Raw genomic sequence first — 17,272 nt, forward strand, 5'->3', positions numbered from 1 at the left:
CGACTTTCGCTCCTTTTAGGGTATTAATACTCCGGATAACGCTTTTTGGTCTGCGATAATTGTAACATTATTATGTTTTTTTAGGATAGATGCAGGGAATTCCTCTGAAATGTCACCGTGTATCAATTTCTTCAGTGTTTCGGCTTTTTCTTCACCAGATATCAACAGCAGAATTTCTTTGCTTTTCATGATTGTTGAAATGCCCATCGTAACGGCATGTGTAGGAACTTCGTCTATGGAATCGAAATAACGTGCATTCGCTTGGCGCGTTGAATCCTCGAGTGTCACGACATGTGTTCCTGATGTGAAGGAAGTTCCAGGTTCATTAAAACCAATATGGCCATTTTGCCCAATGCCAAGTATCTGAAGATCGATCCCTCCGACGGAATCTATCATTTCATCATACAGTTTACATTCTCCGTTGGTGTCATCTGCTGTGCCATTTGGCAGGTGAGTGCGCTCTTTATTTATATTGATGTGAGTGAATAGGGAGTCATTCATATAATAATGGTAACTGTTTGGATCATTTGGTTTTAAACCGATATACTCGTCAAGATTAAAAGACGTTACATGTTCATAAGATGTATGATTGCGCACGTGATCTTCAATCAAATTATCGTACATTCCTTTAGGGGTACCGCCTGTTGCAAGGCCCAATTTGATATTAGGATTTCCTTTGACCTTTCCGATCACTATTTCTGCGGCTGTCCGGCTCATTTCCATGTAGTCCTGCACTTGTATGATATTCATTATACATTCTCCTTTTTAAAAGCTATATTTCCTCTGCAGAACGTCATTTCAACGTCCAAGCGGTCATTCAATATTACAAGATCGGCGTCTTTGCCGACCTGGATGCTTCCTTTTCTGTCAAAAATCCGAAGTTGTTTGGCAGGGTTTTCCGCCGTCATTTTTATAATGTCAGTCATGGAACAATCGGTATATTCCATTGTGTTCTTGATGGCATCGTTCATTTTCAATATACTGCCGGCTAGTGTACCATCTGAAAGCGTTGCTTTCGTTTCGTTAACATACACAGGCTGACCGCCTAAATCATAGGTTCCCTTTTCAAGCCATTTGGCACGAAGCGAATCCGTTATCAAGATCATTCGTTCGCTGGTAATTTGGTTATATGCCAGCTTGATCATTTCCGGCCTGCAATGAATGCCGTCAGCAATAAGTTCAACATATAGCTCGTCTCGAAGATAAGCAGCTCCCAAAACACCGGGTTCACGGTGATGGAGTCCCCGCATCCCATTATAAAGATGTGTAACGTGGGTAGTCCCTGCTTGGATTGCTTCATCGATTTGGTCATATGTTGCATCTGAATGTCCAATGGAAGCGACGACGCCAGTTGCCTTTAAGTGAGCGGCAAGATCTAATCCGTTTGGTTGTTCAGGAGCAAGCGTTACAAGCTTGATTTGATTTTCGGCCATTTCCTGCCACCTTTTAAATAGAGTGACATCAGGGTCAACGATATGCTCTTCAGGCTGCGCTCCTTTACGGACCGGTGATATGAAAGGACCTTCTAAATGGATTCCAATTATTTCAGCGTGTTCTTGAGATTGATTTTCGATATATTTACCAGCATTAAGAAGTGCTGATTCAATGGCTTCGGCAGTTTGAGTCATTGTAGTGGCCAGAAAGCTGGTGGTTCCTTCTTTGGGAAGAGTCTCTGCCATTGTGGATAATGCTTCATGTGTGGCATCCATTGCATCGGAATTGGATGCTCCGTGAATGTGGATGTCGATCGCACCGGGAATTACCTGATAATTTGGTGAAAGAGTAATTACCTCGGCATCATCATCCTGTTTGTATTGGCTGACTGGACCAACCTCGGCAATTTTTCCATCTACGACTTTAATATACCCATTTTTGTATGTTTCCTTTTCGCTATGAACTATTAGATTATTAATAATGAATGTTTTCATACATAATCTCCTTTATGAAAGTAAAACTTAATGAATGAGTCAATATATTTTGCCCTCATTTTATCGTTTTTATTAAAAGTTGTCTAGACCAGTTGGGATATATCAGGATTAAAAAAGCATTTTTTGCTTTTTTTTCGAAGGAAATAGTATATTTTTAAGTGAATTGGTATAGACATCTATATATTTTCTGTGCTAGTATAAGCCAAAGAAAAGTTATTATATTGATAAAATGAAAACGCTTTATACGTCTTTTCGTTCTGCTGAATCAAAAGAAGTTAGGAACAAGGGAGATGAGTTCGATGTTAAATTTTTTACAAAAGATAGGTAAGGCTTTAATGTTACCGATTGCTGTTTTGCCAGCAGCGGCTTTATTGCTTCGTTTAGGGCAACCGGATTTACTCAATATTCCATTTATGGCTGCCTCGGGACAAGCCATTTTTGATAATCTTGCCATATTGTTCGCTTTAGGTATAGCGATTGGATTATCCAAAGATGGAAGCGGTGCTGCGGCATTGGCAGGTCTTGTTGGTTACTTTGTTTTAACGAATGGTACACAAGCGATTAATAAAGATATCAACATGGCTGTTTTAGGCGGTATTATATCCGGTATAGTTGCCGCTTTTCTATATAATAGATACTCCGACATAAGACTCCCTGAATGGCTTGGATTCTTTTCAGGGAAACGATTCGTCCCGATCATCACTTCGCTTGCGATGATTATACTTGCGGCAATATTCGGTTTTGTTTGGCCGCCGATTCAAGATGTAATCAATAGTGTTGGTGACTGGATTACAGGTGCAGGGGCATTGGGTGCCGGCGTATTCGGCGTTTTGAATCGCTTATTGCTTCCAGTAGGCCTGCATCATGTCTTGAATAGTATGGTTTGGTTCGTCTTTGGTGAGTACAATGGAGCAACAGGTGATATAAATCGTTTCTTCGCAGGGGACCCGACTGCTGGGCCCTTCATGACAGGCTTTTTCCCGATCATGATGTTCGGTCTTCCAGCTGCGGCATTAGCGATGATTGCAGCTGCAAAGAAAGAGAAACGTAAATTGGTGACGGGGATGCTTGTTGGGTTAGCTTTCACTTCTTTCCTTACAGGAATCACTGAACCGATTGAATTTCTGTTCATGTTCATCGCACCGGTGTTATATGTAATACATGCCCTTTTAACCGGGGTCTCCCTGGCACTTGCTGTTATATTGGATATCCATCATGGTTTTGGATTCTCCGCAGGAGCCATTGATTATTTCTTGAACTTTGGTATTGCGCAAAAACCGCTATGGTTAATACCGATTGGCTTAGTATACGCGGCAGTTTACTTCGTGATTTTCTATTTTGTCATCAAGGTCATGGATTTAAAAACACCTGGCCGTGAAGACGATGAGGAAGAAGTGGAAGAAGAAACTATTGTGAAAACAGGGGATAAATATACCGATATGGGATCGCTTTTCATTCAAGATCTTGGCGGTAAAGAGAATATAAAGCTAATTGATAACTGTGCAACACGCTTGCGTTTAAATGTGGCCGATTCAGGAAATGTGAATGAAGCAGCCTTAAAACGGCATGGTGCGCGCGGTGTCATGAAGTTGAATAAATCGAGTGTGCAGGTCATTGTTGGAACGAATGTTGAATTCGTTGCAAATGCAATGAAACAACTTGTCAAGAATGGCGTCGACCCAAGCCAAGTGAAAGCAGTTCCATCTGCACAAGTGGCAGAGGATATAGTAGAGGAAAACCAAGCTTTGGGTGCAAATGACTTTGTCCTTCCAATTGAAGGAACGGTTTTACCGATAGAACAAGTTCCCGATCAAGTGTTTGCTATGAAAATGATGGGGGATGGCTTTGCTATCGAGCCAGTCAACGGAAAACTAGTATCCCCAATCGATGGGGAAGTGCTAAGTATCTTCCCGACAAATCATGCACTGGGATTGAAAATGGATAATGGTCTGGAAATTTTGATCCATGTTGGTTTAGATACAGTTAAATTAAATGGAGAAGGGTTTACATCTCTTGTACAAGAGGGTCAAAGACTAACAAAAGGAACACCTCTTTTGGAAATTGATTTAGATTTCATAAAACGGAATGCCCCATCAACGGTCACTCCTATTATATTCACTAACTTACCTGAAGGAACGGCAGTGAAATTGCAAAAGTCAGGGATCCAGAAACAAAATACACCAGATATCATCAAGTTGGAAAAACTATAAATTTATCAAAAAAGGGATGTCGACATTGTCGACATCCCTTTAGACTGTGGACAAACTCAATGAAAAGCGAGTTTGCCTGCAGTTTTTTTTATGGCTTGTACAATTTGGATGTTGATTTCACTCAAGAAACTCGCTTTCCGCGGGCGATCGTGGAGCCTCCTTGGCTTGCGCCTGCTGAGTCTCACACATTCGCTCCAATCAACTATGTTTTTAAAATTCAGATGGAAACCGAACTTGAGGAGTTGGTTTGGGTCAGTTGATTCGGGAATATCATTTGATGAAATATACGTTTTCCGAACCACTTTTAGAAGCACACCTTTCAATTGGATGAAACGGCTTCTTTATATACTTCTTGCTGTGATAAATTGTCATAACCAAAACAAACGGGTGCCCCATTGGCAGGATCTATCATGACCCTTGCATGAATACGAAAGACTTCTTCTAAAACGGGAGGTGTAATGATTTCGGTGGGGGTACCGATTTTAACGATTTCTCCTTCCTTCATCGTTATGATTTCATGTGAAAACCGGGACGCATGGTTAATATCATGCAGCACCATGACAGTCGTTATTTTTTGTTCTTTATTAAGCTTTTCAACTATTTGCAAAACCTCCAGTTGATGAGCCATATCAAGGTAGGTGGTCGGCTCATCCAATAATAAAATCTCCGTTTTCTGTGCTAAAGCCATCGCTAGCCAAACTTTTTGTCTTTGACCACCGGAAAGATTTGTGATCTCCCGGTTTCTAAATGAAAGGGTTTTGGTGATATCCATGGCCCATTCAATCGTTTCTTTATCTTCTTTCATTAATTTATTTACATTATTGCGGTGCGGATACCTTCCATATGAAATAAGCTCCTCTACCTTCAATTGGGCTGGAGCAACCGGGTTTTGGGGAAGTAGAGCCAAGTGCTTGGCAATCTGCTTCGTATGGATCTTATGTAAATCCTGACCTTGTAAAAAAACGCTTCCGCTCTTTTGCTTTAGAATGCGGCCTATCGTTTTCAGTAATGTGGATTTACCACAGCCATTAGGACCAATGATGGTAGTGACCAGGCCTTCTTTTATTTCCAAGTTCAAGTCTTTGAACACCGTGAATTTCTCGTAATTCGTTTCTAGATTTTCCATGCGGAGAATACTCACTGATCATCTCTCCTTCTACGATTTAGCTTTAATTAGTAAATAAAGAAAATATGGGACACCAATAATTGAGATGACGATCCCAACTGGCAATTCAGCCGGTGCAAAAACGGTTTTTGCGATAAAGTCGGATGCGATCACCAGCAATGCGCCAATTGCTCCCGATACTGGAATTACCTGATTGTGATGGATACCTACAAGGTGCTTTGCTATGTGGGGAGCCATTAAACCTACGAATCCGATATTTCCCGATACTGAAACGGAGGCGCCCACCAATCCGATGCTGCAGAGTAAAAGGATGATCGTTTCCTTTTCTACTGAAACCCCCAAACTTTTAACGCTCGATTCTTCCAACTGATACAAATCCAGTAAATACGCCTTTTTCTTAATAATCGGAATCAGGACTATCATCCATGGTAACATCGATGCGATGTATTTCCAGTTCGCATCATATATCGTTCCTGAAAGCCAAACCGTTGCCATTTCAAAATCGGTTGACTTCATTTTTAATGATAAATATAAGGAAAGGGCACCAAATGCCGAGCCTATGGCGATTCCGGTCAGTAAAAGGCGGCCCATGTCCAGGGTGCCATTCTTCCAAGAGAAAAGGAAAATCAATAGGGCTGCCAAAAGCCCGCCTACCAAACCGAATAGCGGAAAACTCATAATGGAGAACCAGTCCGAGCCGCTGTTTTGACCTTGATAGAAAAACATGAAAATGACAATGGCCGTACCAGCACCGGCATTAATACCGAGAATACCGGAATCGGCTAAGCCATTTTTCGTAACCCCTTGAATGACAGTCCCTGCAATTCCTAAGCTCACTCCCACCAAACCGGCGATCACAATGCGGGGGAGCCTGAAATCAAAGATGACCAAATCAAAATCGGAAACTGGATTCACCCTGAATAATGTCTGAAGGACAGCTTTGACGGTCATGTCGAATGTACCGGATATCAAACTAAAATAACTTGTAATAACGATTAAACATAAAATGATGGTCATCGTAATGGTGAAGCGCCACCGAGTATTCTTATCCATTCTTTTCTCCTCCTCTCGTTCTAATTAAGTACAGGAAGAAAGGAATGCCGATCAGGGAAGTAACGACTCCTATGGGGGTTTCGAATGGATAATTAACAAACCGGCTCAAGACATCGCAAAGAGCTAGAAAAACCGCACCGATTACCCCAGCACATGGAACGATCCACTTATAATCTATTCCAATTAAAAACCGGGTGATGTGGGGGATGATAAGTCCAACAAAACCGATTTTCCCTACAAGCGCCACTGCGATTCCCGTTAAGCAAATGACGGAAAGGAGGGCCACAGCTTTTACTATTTTTGTGCGCTGACCTAAATTGATGGAAATTTCTTCGCCTAAAGATAATATCGTAATGGATTTTGAGATGAATAGGGCGAGGATGATTCCCACCATTCCACACGGTATCGCCAATTTTAGTACATTGGGATCGATCTGGTGCAATCTCGAGTTATACCAAAAACTTACATTCTGGGAAATTTGGAAATAGGATGCTATGGCAGCAGAAATACTGCTTAAAAATGTCCCGATCACAGTTCCGATTATGGCTAATCGAACGGGTGATAATCCATTTGGAAGCAGCGACCCAAAACCAAAGACAATTCCGGCTCCCAATGCAGAACCTAACATGGAAAAGAGGATCATTTGGAATGAAGACATACCTGGAGCAAATACCATACAAAGTGTAATTACGAAAGCAGAGCCATCCGTCACTCCCATGATTGAAGGGGATGCAAGATAATTTCTTGTCATCCCCTGCATGAGTGCTCCTGATATGGCTAAAAATGCCCCGACTAGTAGGGCACCCAAAACTCTAGGCAAGCGAGAAGCCATAATGATCGTATGGTCAACGTTACTAGAGTCATAGTGGAAAATGGCATTCCATACCGTTATGGAATCTATATTTTTGGCACCATATAAAATCGATAATACGATGGAGAAGCAAATCAATAGAGGTGCCATACAAAGAATTATTATTGGTAATGAATTTGTTTTTGCCATATCAATCAACGCACCTTACTGTTTATTTAGCTAATTCTTCCGTTGCAGCCTTCAGGAAAGCTGTTTTACTCCAAGCCGTTCCACCTTGAGCAAGGGGGTCAACCGAGTTTACAAACACTTTATTGTCTTTTACTGCCGTGATGCTCTTCCAAATGGAGTTGTTTTCCAAATCTTTTAACGCTTTCGGTTTTTGTGCATTTTCACTTTCCGAGAATTGCAAGAAGACATAATCTGGGTCCAGTTCTGCAAATTTTTCTAATGAAATCATTTCTTGTGCTTTAATAGGCTTAATTTCTTCAGGGACAGTCAAGCCTAGATCTTTATAAATTACCGGGTTGAAATATACATCCTCAGGATATAGGAATAGGCTGCCGTTCCGGATTCTCACCACTAAAGCCTTTTTATCCTTCAGTTTTTCACCAATTTCCAGTTTTGCTTTTGCGGCGTCATCATTATAGGTTGTGATGATTTTTTCAGCTTGATCTTTTTTTCCGGCAAGGCTGGCCATTAACCGCAGGTTGTCTTCCCAATTTGTCGAAATATGTGAATAAGGGAATGTTGGTGCCACTTTTTCCAATTGTTCCGTCACATTAGCTGGGGATTTAGAAGACCACATGATCACATCAGGTTTCATCCCAAGAATAGTTTCATAGTTCGGCTGCATTTTTTCACCGATCGACTTAGCACCTTCGAGGTCTTTAGCCAAATATTCAGGTATTTCTCCACCTACAGTAACAACACCAGAAGGTTTAATCCCTAATATGGCTGCATCCTCCATTGATTCTAAACTAGCAGTGGCGATACTGGTGACTTTGGCTGGGATTGTATACTCCTTATCCAGATATGTGACGGTTTGGGTCTTTGCTTCTTTTTTCGCCGTATCTGTTACCTTGCTCTTCTGTGAAGCATCCTCGGAAGTCTTTTCGGCATTGCCGCAAGCTCCAAGTCCTAAACTGAATACTGTTGCCATTCCAAGTACGAATAATTGCTTTTTCATTAGTCGATTCCCCTTTTTGAAATATATTAAATATCATTTATCGCTGCTTCATAGGATCGAAAACAAATCCTTATTGGTTGAATATCTATTTCACTTCCTTTGCCGGTTGAAATTAACAATAGCTTAACAAAATGACGTGTGTTAGTGATAACGATTATCATTATCAATTCAACATGCTATTAAATATATAATTAATTTTCAATTATTTCAAGAATAATTTTCCATATTGATGTTTTTGGTATGTCAAAAAGGCTTTGAAAATCGGTGGGGAAAGGGGGGTGGGAAAGCTCCTTTTTGTAAAATGATAGGGAAAAATTATCGGTGTATGTTGATATATTAATTGAGAAAGATTATCATTATCGGTGTTGTGCAATGATATTCTTTTAAAAATTACCTGAATAAAATTACTAGTATTAGAGGTTGGGGGAATTCATTTAGATGATGCATAAAAAAATGGACAAAAGCGTAATGGACAAAACTGCTGCCAGCACAGAGGTTACGATCAAAGGAACTCAACAGATTCCCATGCAGTCGAGTGCCGGGAAACGTGAATACCAAATCTTTGTATCAAAACCATTGGAAGAGCCGCCACCCTCGGGATATCCAGTCATTTATTTGCTTGATGCCAATTCGGTATTTGGAACGATGGTTGAGGCGGTACGATTGCAATCGCGCCGGCCGGAAAAGTCAGGCGTGGTTCCCGCCATCATTGTGGGTATTGGATATGCCACCAATGCACCATTTTCTTCTGAACGTTATTATGATTTCACTCTGCCCGTTGCGGTTAGCGAGTTACCAGTAAGACCAGACGGAAGTCCATGGCCTTCACATGGAGGGGCGGAAAACTTTCTGAAATTCATAGAAGACGATTTAAAACCGGAAATCGGTAAAAGGTATAAGGTCGATTACAATAGCCAAACGCTTTTCGGGCATTCCCTTGGCGGTCTTTTCGCTTTATATGTTCTTTTTGAAAATCCGTATGCTTTCCAAACATACATAGCTGGGAGCCCATCTCTCCATTGGAACAAAAAGTGGTTCCGTGAGGAGGAGGATAGGTTTCTTTCCCGATTGAATCAAGGAAATGGTGATATTTCCTTATTGCTTGGCGTGGGTGAACTGGAGGGCACCCATAAAAGCGGCATGAACGAAAATGCTTTGGAATTATCAAAACGATTATCCTTAAAAGATAGCGGAGTGAATGTTCAATTCAAGGAGTTTGAAGAAGAGGGGCATCTTTCAGTTTTGCCGCCTTTGATTAACAGGGCCATACGTTTTGCTTTGAAGAGAAATGTGCCTGGTAAGAAATAGGTCTTTCTCAGTAAATCCGTGGAGGGCACTTGACCATTAAGTTATAAATATATATCATTACCTGTAGGTTCCAATTGATAATGATTATCATTATTAGTTGGGCTGGGAGATTGCTAATAAACATTCACTATCAAGAATTTGAAAAAATTATGAAGGAGGACAATGACTGATGACCAACCGTTTCGTGAATGAAAATGGGATCTACAATGAATTTATAAATGAAGAAGGTCGGCATTCCCTTTGGCCCGCCTTTTTGGTTATTCCAGAAGGCTGGTCATTGATATATCGAGAGGACTGCTGGAAATACATAAAACTAGTTGCTAGCATTGATGGAACAAAATGAAAACAAGGATACAAATGGGCCCTAAAATAGTAGTGTGCATCGTTTATGTCATAGCGATGTTCATGGTTTCGATGGACGGGACGATTGTCAATGTGATCCTCCCGACAATCAGTAATGAATTTAACCTAGATCCTTCTTCAACCAGTGGCATTAATATTGGATATTTAGTTAGCCTGGCTGTCTTCCTTCCAGTAGCGGGTTGGCTAGGGGATCGATTTGGGACCAAGAAGATCTTCTTGATTGCATTGGCTGTCTTTACGGCTGCTTCCTTTTTATGCGGCTTTGCCAATAATCTGCAAACCTTGAACTTGTTCAGGGTTTTGCAGGGGGCTGGAGGCGGGATTCTGACACCGGTGGGAATGGCGATTTTATTCAGAACGTTCTCTCCGGAGGAACGGCCAAAGGTTTCCCGTTCCCTTGTGCTGCCCATTGCATTCGCACCAGCCATTGGTCCGATCGTTGGCGGGTTCTTCACGGAGCAGCTGTCTTGGCGTTGGGCATTTTATATAAATGTTCCTTTCGGGATTATGGTCCTGTTAATCGGTGTACTGTTTTTAAAAGAACATAAAGAGCCTACGGCTGGCAGGTTGGACCTTCCGGGATTCCTGCTTTCAGCTTCAGGCTTTTCCATGCTGATGTATGCAATGAACATAGGTCCATCAAAAGGATGGGACTCCCCCATTATCATGTATACAGGGATTATCGGTGCAGTTCTTATTCTCTCATTTATTCTATTGGAACTGCGAGTGGACCAGCCGATGCTTGATTTGCGTTTATTATCTGATCGATTGTTTCGGACATTGGGCATCATCTCATTATTTTCAATGGCCGGCTTATTGGGGATGCTCTTTGTGTTCCCGTTAATGTATCAAAGTGCGCTTCGTGCTTCAGCCTTGGAAAGCGGGCTGACGACATTCCCGGAAGCCATAGGTTTGATGGTGGCATCCCGGATGATGCCTTTGACTACAAAGAAACTGGGCATACATCAGGTGATCCAGTTGGGGCTGCTTAGCACAATCATCATTTATACCTTGATTAGCCTCGTGGGGCCGACAGCCAACCCGTGGTTCCTTCGGGCCCTATTATTTAGCGTCGGCGTATGTTTGGGACATACAGTTGTGGCCATACAGTACTCCACTTTCACTAATATCAACTCGGCTTCGATGGGGATGGCCGCCACATTGTTCAATGTTCAAAACCGGATTGGCTCTGCGATGGGTGTCGCCATCCTAGCCAGCATCCTGGGGGCAGCGGGCGCTGACACGATGGGAACGAATGGGCATGTTAACTTATCATCCTATCAATTCGCTCTCTTCGGTTCTGCCATTTTGCTCGTCATAGCCCTATTATTTGCGATGCGTTTAAAGAAGGATGATTTTAAGGCCACCATACCGAAACAGGACAGGGCTAATTCCCTTGATGTAAAACCGGTCAAAAGCGGGTAAGTTCACTCATTCAGTTAATGTATCGGGTAGAGGGAGGTCACTGTGATTTTAACCAGTGGCCTCCCCTTCATTTTGCTGCAGTAAGGAGTAGGGGCAGGAGAAATGGTTGAATTATATATATGTAAATTGCCTCTAAAGAAAGAGGAGTCCGACTTAAATAAGCTGCTTGTCCATGTTTCAGCCGAAAGGCAAAATCTGGTGAAAAGGTTCGTCAAGTTGGATGATGCGTACCGTTCTTTGTTGGTACGGTTTGTTATTAAAGAACGATACGGTCCAGTTAAGGAAGGACTGGATTGGATGACAAATTCATTTGGGAAGCCTTTTTCATCCAATTTTCCATCGTTCCATTATAATATTTCCCATTCCGGTGAGTATGTCGTTTGTGCCGTGCATGATGCAGAAGTGGGAGTGGATATAAAGTGGGCAGGAAGAAAATGATCATTTCTTGTGTCGCACTTTTTGGCACATTTACGTTATTGACAGGTTATGCTCAAGGGCCGGTTGATTTTGCCATTTACCGGTTTGCGGCTGGGCTGGGCCTTGGGGGGAATCCTCCCTTGTTGGACGTTCTTACTTCGGAATATTCACCTAAGTCCATTAAAAATATAATGGTGGGCGTCATGTTTAGCGGTTATTCGATCGGAGGCATTTTGGTGTCGCTATTAGGAATGAAAGTGATTCCGGATCTAGGTTGGCAGTGATGTTTTTCATAGGTGCCATTCCGCTAGTATCCAGTTTATTTACGTTTGGCGCCATTTGTTTAATTTTACTTTGTTTTAAACCGGGAACAACCGTTTTATATTTCTTGGTTGCAGTAGCAGGGGCGGCATCCATAGGATCGCAAATTAAACAATGCATATATTTCAACTTTCTATCCAACTTATATTAAATCGACAGCACTTGGCTGGGCACTTGGAATCGGCAGGTTCGGTGCCATTCTGGGACCTTCGATTGGCGGAGTATTAATAGAGTTAAAGTTGCCCATTTATATGAATTTCATCAGTTTTGCACTTCCAGCCTTAATTGCAGCAGTGGCAATAATTTTCATTCAGGATAAATACAACAGTTCGAGGACCTTGGAGTTCCAACAACGGTACGAAAAGATAGATTGATAGAAGGCTAATGTTCGTTAGCGTGATATGGAGGATATATAAGGCCAATTTCGTTTGCCGGATATGTGGTCGTGGATTTAAAAGTTATAATGAAAATGCTAAATACTGTTCCCAGATCTGTAAAGGGACAGCCTACATAAAATATGAATTAAAGAAATGTAGTCAATGCGGGAAGAAGTACAAACCAAGAAAGGATTGTTCTTTGGATTGCAGCAGCAAGGGCAGGAAAAACCGTAAAGGATCTGGTTAATTTCCCAGCATTCATTTCTGCTTTACGGATTGCTTCCGTATATGGTCAAAAAAAGAGCCTGTTTTATTGAAAACAGGCTCTAAATATTAGGTCTTAAGACTCAGCGGAAAAGAGTATTATGCATTCGAGCATATGCTGGTTATTTCTGCTGCATCAACGATACGCTGAACTTCAGATCCCTCAAGTGTTTCTTTTTTCAATAACTCTTCAACAAGCTCTTCATACTGTAGGCGATTCGAGTCAATCAACATTTCCGTTTCAGAAATCGCTTTCGTGAATAATTCCTGCATCTTTTGCTCCTTCTCGCCTTTATTAAAGGTGAGGGTAAATCCATCTTGAAGCATTCCGGTATCGACCATTTGTTCAAGTAGATGTTTCGCCTGCTGCACATCCCCGCCTACACCGATGCTATGTTCTCCTAAATACATTCTTTCCGCCACGCCGCCTGCTAAAATCATTTTGACTTGATCAAGCAATTCACTGGCTGTTGCCAGATGGAGTTCTTTAGGTATTGGCGCTACATACCCAAGGGCTTCCCCACGCGGGATGATGGTTGCCTTTCGAACGGAACCGGGCTTTGTCAAAGCTGCGATCAAGGCATGTCCACTTTCATGGATGGCCACGCGTCGCTTCGTATCCACATCATTCAAGGTACGTGATGTCGCTCCAAGTATCGTGCGATCAATGGCGTAATCAAGATCCTGTTTACGAATCATATCCTGTTCATTCCTCAGGGCATGACGTGATGCAGTATCGAACAGGGAGCTTAAGTCAGCACCGGAGAAACCGGATGTACTTTCAGCCAACTCATCCAGGGAAGCAAGGACATCTGTCGCCAGACGCTTACCCTTCGTATGGATATTGATGATTTCCTTTCTTCCTTGTGTATCCGGAAGTGGAACTTGGAAAGAGAAATCGATCCTGCCTGGACGTAGAAATGCCTCATCGAGCATATCTTTCCGGTTGGTCGCTGCAATGAATAAAATCCCTTCATTTGGATGGCCCCCATCCAATTGCACTAGCAGTTCAGTTAACGTTTTTTCGCCTTCTTCACCGCCATGAGCTTTCCTTTTACCAGCCAATGCGTCGACTTCATCGATGAAAATGACAGCTGGCGATTGCTTACGTGCATTTTGGAAAAGGCTGCGGACACGGGCTGCACCGACTCCAACAAACATTTCGTTGAAGGCTGAACCGCTCGTTGAGAAGAAGTTTGCACCAAGCTCTTTTGCGATTGCCTGTGCAAGCAAGGTTTTCCCCGTTCCAGGGGGGCCGTATAATAAAATGCCTTGAGGCGGCTTAATTCCAATTTTAGCTGAACGCTCAGGTTCCTTTAGTGTAGTGAGTGTCTGCAGGATTTCATGTTTGATTTCGGATTGCAAACCGCCTACATCATCCAAAGTTATCTCTGGCAGGGGCTTTGGGGTGGAAAGGCTTTGTTTTTTACTGCCGATCCGCAATCCGCCCTTTGATTTTTTCTGTATAATGACAGCGGTTGTGACGAGAGCCGCCATTAATCCGCCTAAAATCCATAATGCTGATTTATTAGTTGATGAAAAAGAATATTGAACGTTATAAGTTTCGACAAGTTTATTGATCATTTGACTGTTGGGAGGAATACTGGAAACGTATTCTCCATCTGGTGTGGAGATGTGAAGAGTGCCATTTCTTTTTTCTTCAATGGTGACAAGGGCTCCATCTTGGGCTTTAATCGTCTTTTCCACCGAGGAAAAAGGAATGACCATATCCTTTGACTGAGTAACAACATACCAACTGATTCCAGAAATTATCACAATGAGAGCCGTCAGGAACGGCAGCAATTTCGAAACTAATTTAGAGTTCGAGTTCAATTTTTCATCTCCTTTAAGTATATATATTCAGTATAAAATTTTTAAACATGTTATCTATAGGTCTTTATGCCTTAAATTAAAGGTAAATAATGTTAAAGCCAAGAAATAATATTTATTACGAAAGTTTAAAGAGTCCGGAATTTAGAAATATTTAATCTAACCGGCATATTAGACTTTTTAAATGCGAAATGCTAAAGTGAAATGGTCTAAGTCATGAAAAAATAAAATGGTAGAAGAGTGTGAAGTTCTATGAGTAAATTTATAAAAGACTATATGATTACGATGAAGGATATCGTTAGAGAAGGTGATCCCATTCTGCGTCAGGTAACGGATGAAGTTAGCCTGCCGATTTCGGATGAAGATCGTGAAACGTTGGAATGCATGATGCAATACCTGAAAAACAGCCAGGACCCAAAACTCCAAAAGAAGTACAACTTACGTGAAGGAGTTGGGTTGTCTGCAAATCAGATAGGCTTGAATAAACGCATGTTCGTCATGTATTTTCCCGATGAAAAAGGGAAGCTGTTTGAATATGCCCTTGTGAATCCGAAAATCATCAGCCATTCTGCCACAATGATCTATTTACCGCAAAGTGAAGGCTGCCTTTCCGTCGACCGTGACATTAAGGGGTATGTACCTCGTTATGAACGGGTTAAAATCAAAGCTTTGGATGGTAATGGTGAGGAAATAGAGATGCGGCTGAAGGGCTTTGCTGCAATCGTGTTTCAACATGAGTTAGATCATTTAAACGGGATGATGTTTTATGACCGGATCAACACCGAAAACCCTTTCAAGCTTCCGGAAAACGTGGAAGTGAAAAGTCTGTAAGGCAAAAAGGCAAAGCGACATGCTTTGCCTTTTTACTGTTTTATGGCTGCACAAGCATATCCTCTTCCATATGCTTATGCAGATCACTGAGTATGGCAAGGTTCTGTTAGCTTAGCCAAGAGTTCGGATAATGTACCCTAATATAAGAAATGCCTCTGGTTTAACTGTCTCCAAAACATACGTCCTTCAAACTTCTCACCTCGGTATGATCTTTCGACTATCTTCACTTCCTATTTATAGAAGGGAGATGAAAAACAAAAAGCGCTGCAAATGCAGCGCTTTTTGTTTAGTGTAAGTATTCCTTTTTTGAAGGTGTTTCCACTCTTGTTTTACCCATGAAGAATACCGTGATTGCTGCAAGACCGATCGGAATGAGAGCCAAGGTGAATATCAATGATATCGAATCGGACATCGCATGAACGATTTTATCCAGGATAAAGTCCGGAATCTCGGCACGTGCATCCGATTGGAAGAGCTGACGTGGGTCATCCATCAAGCCGGCTGTATCCGGACCTCCTTGCATTCCTTTAAATGCATCCGTCATTTTACTTTGGAATACATTGGTCTGAATCGCTCCATAAATCGTTACACCGAGTGTCATCCCAAATGAACGGAGGAATGAGTTTGTTGAGTTGGCCGACCCCCTGAATCTAGGTTCCAAGTTGTGAATGGACGCAATAGGCAAAAGGGAGAAGGAAAAGCCCATGCCAAATCCAGTCAGAATCATATACAAAGTTAATAAAGTCCTGCTGGTATCAGGGGTGATGGTTCCTAATAGAAGCATTCCTGCAAAATAACAGATGACAGAAACCGTCATTAAGTTGCGAAAACTTGTCTTTGTATTGAATATCCCGCCAACTGCACTGCCGAATACAGAACCAAGCATCATGGGAGTTAGGATCAATCCGGCATTTGTTGCAGAACCACCGTAAACTGCCTGCACGAAAATCGGGATATAGACGGTTAATATAATGAATGTACCGCCATAAAGAATGGCTAAGATCTGAGAAGTGGCAAATAATCGCCTTTTAAACAGCCATAATGAAATGATTGGATCTTTTGCCCTTTTTTCGAAAAAGAAAAATGTAACGAAGAAAACCAAAAAACTGGCAAACAGGCCTATGATGGGAGAGGAACTCCAGCCATACTCCCCGCCCAGTTCGAGAGCGAACATTAAGCTGATAACGGCAATGACGAGTGTTGCTGCGCCACCCCAATCAATTTTTTGCTCTTGGTTGTTGGGTGACTCCTTGTAGTAATTCCAGATGAAAAATAAAGAAATGATCCCAATCGGAACATTGACGTAGAAAATCCAGTGCCAGCTGGAATATTCAGTGATATAAGCGCCTAAAAGTGGTCCCAATACGCTTGATGCCCCAAACACAGCACCGAAAAGTCCAGTTAATTTTCCCCGTTTTTCAGGTGGGAAAATATCAAAAATGATCGTAAAGGCTATAGGCATCAAAGCGCCTCCGCCTATCCCTTGGATTGCACGGAAGATACTTAACTGCACTATGCTCTGGGCCATGCCGCATAATGCGGAGCCGATTAAAAAGACTATAAGTCCAAAAATAAAAAACCTCTTTCTTCCATACATATCGGAAAGCTTACCGAATATCGGCATACTGGCCATCGTGGCGACCATATAGGCAGATGTCACCCATACAAACTTATCGAATCCGCCTAAATCAGAAACGATCGTTCCCATTGCAGTCGCAACAATCGTATTATCCATTGCTGACATCAAGATACCCAATAGTAAACCGGCAACAATGAATTTTTGTTTTTTTTGAGCGTTCATTTATTTTCCTCCTTCGTATCA

At 41.9% G+C, this 17,272-nt stretch carries 15 protein-coding genes; 7 read left to right on the forward strand and 8 right to left on the reverse strand.

The annotated features are described in order from the left end of the window. Positions 1-15 precede the first annotated feature (15 nt). Together nagB and nagA are read right to left on the reverse strand one after the other, a co-directional pair. Positions 16-750 carry a glucosamine-6-phosphate deaminase gene (gene nagB, locus ACQKMF_RS24785; protein ID WP_427575404.1) on the reverse strand — a complete coding sequence of 245 codons (735 nt, stop codon included), beginning with the start codon at positions 748-750 and terminating at the stop codon, positions 16-18. Beyond that, entirely contained in the window at positions 750-1,928 is a 1,179-nt protein-coding gene (gene nagA, locus ACQKMF_RS24790; protein ID WP_427575406.1) for an N-acetylglucosamine-6-phosphate deacetylase, read from the reverse strand. The genes nagB and nagA overlap by 1 nt, the downstream gene beginning before the upstream one ends. A 299-nt stretch (positions 1,929-2,227) precedes the next feature. Here nagA and nagE point away from each other — a divergent pair, with 299 nt between their 5' ends. Continuing rightward, a complete protein-coding gene (nagE, locus tag ACQKMF_RS24795; RefSeq protein ID WP_427575408.1) occupies positions 2,228-4,138 on the forward strand; it encodes an N-acetylglucosamine-specific PTS transporter subunit IIBC in 1,911 nt (636 codons plus the stop codon). A gap of 319 nt (positions 4,139-4,457) precedes the next feature. Here nagE and ACQKMF_RS24800 read toward each other — a convergent pair whose 3' ends face one another. Genes ACQKMF_RS24800 through ACQKMF_RS24815 form a run of 4 tightly spaced genes read right to left on the reverse strand, consistent with a single transcriptional unit; the run spans position 4,458 to position 8,314 of the window. Then, positions 4,458-5,279, reverse strand: coding sequence for an ABC transporter ATP-binding protein (locus tag ACQKMF_RS24800; RefSeq protein ID WP_402945369.1), 822 nt, complete (start codon positions 5,277-5,279; stop codon positions 4,458-4,460). Positions 5,280-5,294: 15 nt separating this feature from the next. After that, complete coding sequence (locus ACQKMF_RS24805; protein WP_402945372.1) at positions 5,295-6,317, reverse strand: FecCD family ABC transporter permease; 1,023 nt, start codon at positions 6,315-6,317, stop codon at positions 5,295-5,297. Continuing rightward, entirely contained in the window at positions 6,310-7,317 is a 1,008-nt protein-coding gene (locus ACQKMF_RS24810; protein ID WP_101225699.1) for a FecCD family ABC transporter permease, read from the reverse strand. Before ACQKMF_RS24810 ends, ACQKMF_RS24805 begins: the two co-directional genes overlap by 8 nt. Before the next feature lie 22 nt (positions 7,318-7,339). Then, positions 7,340-8,314, reverse strand: a complete 975-nt coding sequence (locus tag ACQKMF_RS24815; RefSeq protein WP_427575411.1) for an iron-hydroxamate ABC transporter substrate-binding protein — start codon at positions 8,312-8,314, stop codon at positions 7,340-7,342. 438 nt (positions 8,315-8,752) lie between these two features. Here ACQKMF_RS24815 and ACQKMF_RS24820 point away from each other — a divergent pair, with 438 nt between their 5' ends. The 5 genes from ACQKMF_RS24820 to ACQKMF_RS24840 all read left to right on the forward strand — a co-directional run bounded on the left by ACQKMF_RS24820 (position 8,753) and on the right by ACQKMF_RS24840 (position 12,111). Continuing rightward, positions 8,753-9,622 carry an alpha/beta hydrolase gene (locus tag ACQKMF_RS24820; protein WP_402945381.1) on the forward strand — a complete coding sequence of 290 codons (870 nt, stop codon included), beginning with the start codon at positions 8,753-8,755 and terminating at the stop codon, positions 9,620-9,622. A gap of 169 nt (positions 9,623-9,791) precedes the next feature. Beyond that, positions 9,792-9,965, forward strand: a complete 174-nt coding sequence (locus tag ACQKMF_RS24825; RefSeq protein WP_402945384.1) for an MbtH family NRPS accessory protein — start codon at positions 9,792-9,794, stop codon at positions 9,963-9,965. Then, positions 9,962-11,410 carry a DHA2 family efflux MFS transporter permease subunit gene (locus tag ACQKMF_RS24830; protein ID WP_402945387.1) on the forward strand — a complete coding sequence of 483 codons (1,449 nt, stop codon included), beginning with the start codon at positions 9,962-9,964 and terminating at the stop codon, positions 11,408-11,410. Before ACQKMF_RS24825 ends, ACQKMF_RS24830 begins: the two co-directional genes overlap by 4 nt. Before the next feature lie 102 nt (positions 11,411-11,512). Continuing rightward, positions 11,513-11,848 (forward strand): 4'-phosphopantetheinyl transferase family protein, encoded by a 336-nt coding sequence (locus ACQKMF_RS24835; RefSeq protein ID WP_427575415.1) that lies wholly within the window; start codon positions 11,513-11,515, stop codon positions 11,846-11,848. Further along, a complete protein-coding gene (locus tag ACQKMF_RS24840) occupies positions 11,830-12,111 on the forward strand; it encodes an MFS transporter (RefSeq protein ID WP_427575417.1) in 282 nt (93 codons plus the stop codon). Before ACQKMF_RS24835 ends, ACQKMF_RS24840 begins: the two co-directional genes overlap by 19 nt. 777 nt (positions 12,112-12,888) lie before the next feature. Here ACQKMF_RS24840 and ACQKMF_RS24845 read toward each other — a convergent pair. Further along, positions 12,889-14,622: an AAA family ATPase gene (locus ACQKMF_RS24845; RefSeq protein ID WP_260359309.1), complete on the reverse strand. Its 1,734-nt coding sequence runs from the start codon at positions 14,620-14,622 to the stop codon at positions 12,889-12,891. A 249-nt stretch (positions 14,623-14,871) separates the two neighbouring features. Between ACQKMF_RS24845 and def the strand changes: the two genes are divergently transcribed. Then, the gene (def, locus tag ACQKMF_RS24850) at positions 14,872-15,450 is read left to right on the forward strand and encodes a peptide deformylase (RefSeq protein ID WP_101225705.1); all 579 of its coding nucleotides are present in this window, start codon (positions 14,872-14,874) and stop codon (positions 15,448-15,450) included. 286 nt (positions 15,451-15,736) lie between these two features. Here def and ACQKMF_RS24855 read toward each other — a convergent pair whose 3' ends face one another. Next, positions 15,737-17,251 carry an MDR family MFS transporter gene (locus tag ACQKMF_RS24855; protein WP_260359310.1) on the reverse strand — a complete coding sequence of 505 codons (1,515 nt, stop codon included), beginning with the start codon at positions 17,249-17,251 and terminating at the stop codon, positions 15,737-15,739. Between the last annotated feature and the right edge of the window lie 21 nt (positions 17,252-17,272).

It is taken from the genome of Peribacillus sp. NPDC101480 (assembly GCF_050277335.1).
Lineage (GTDB): Bacteria > Bacillota > Bacilli > Bacillales > DSM-1321 > Peribacillus.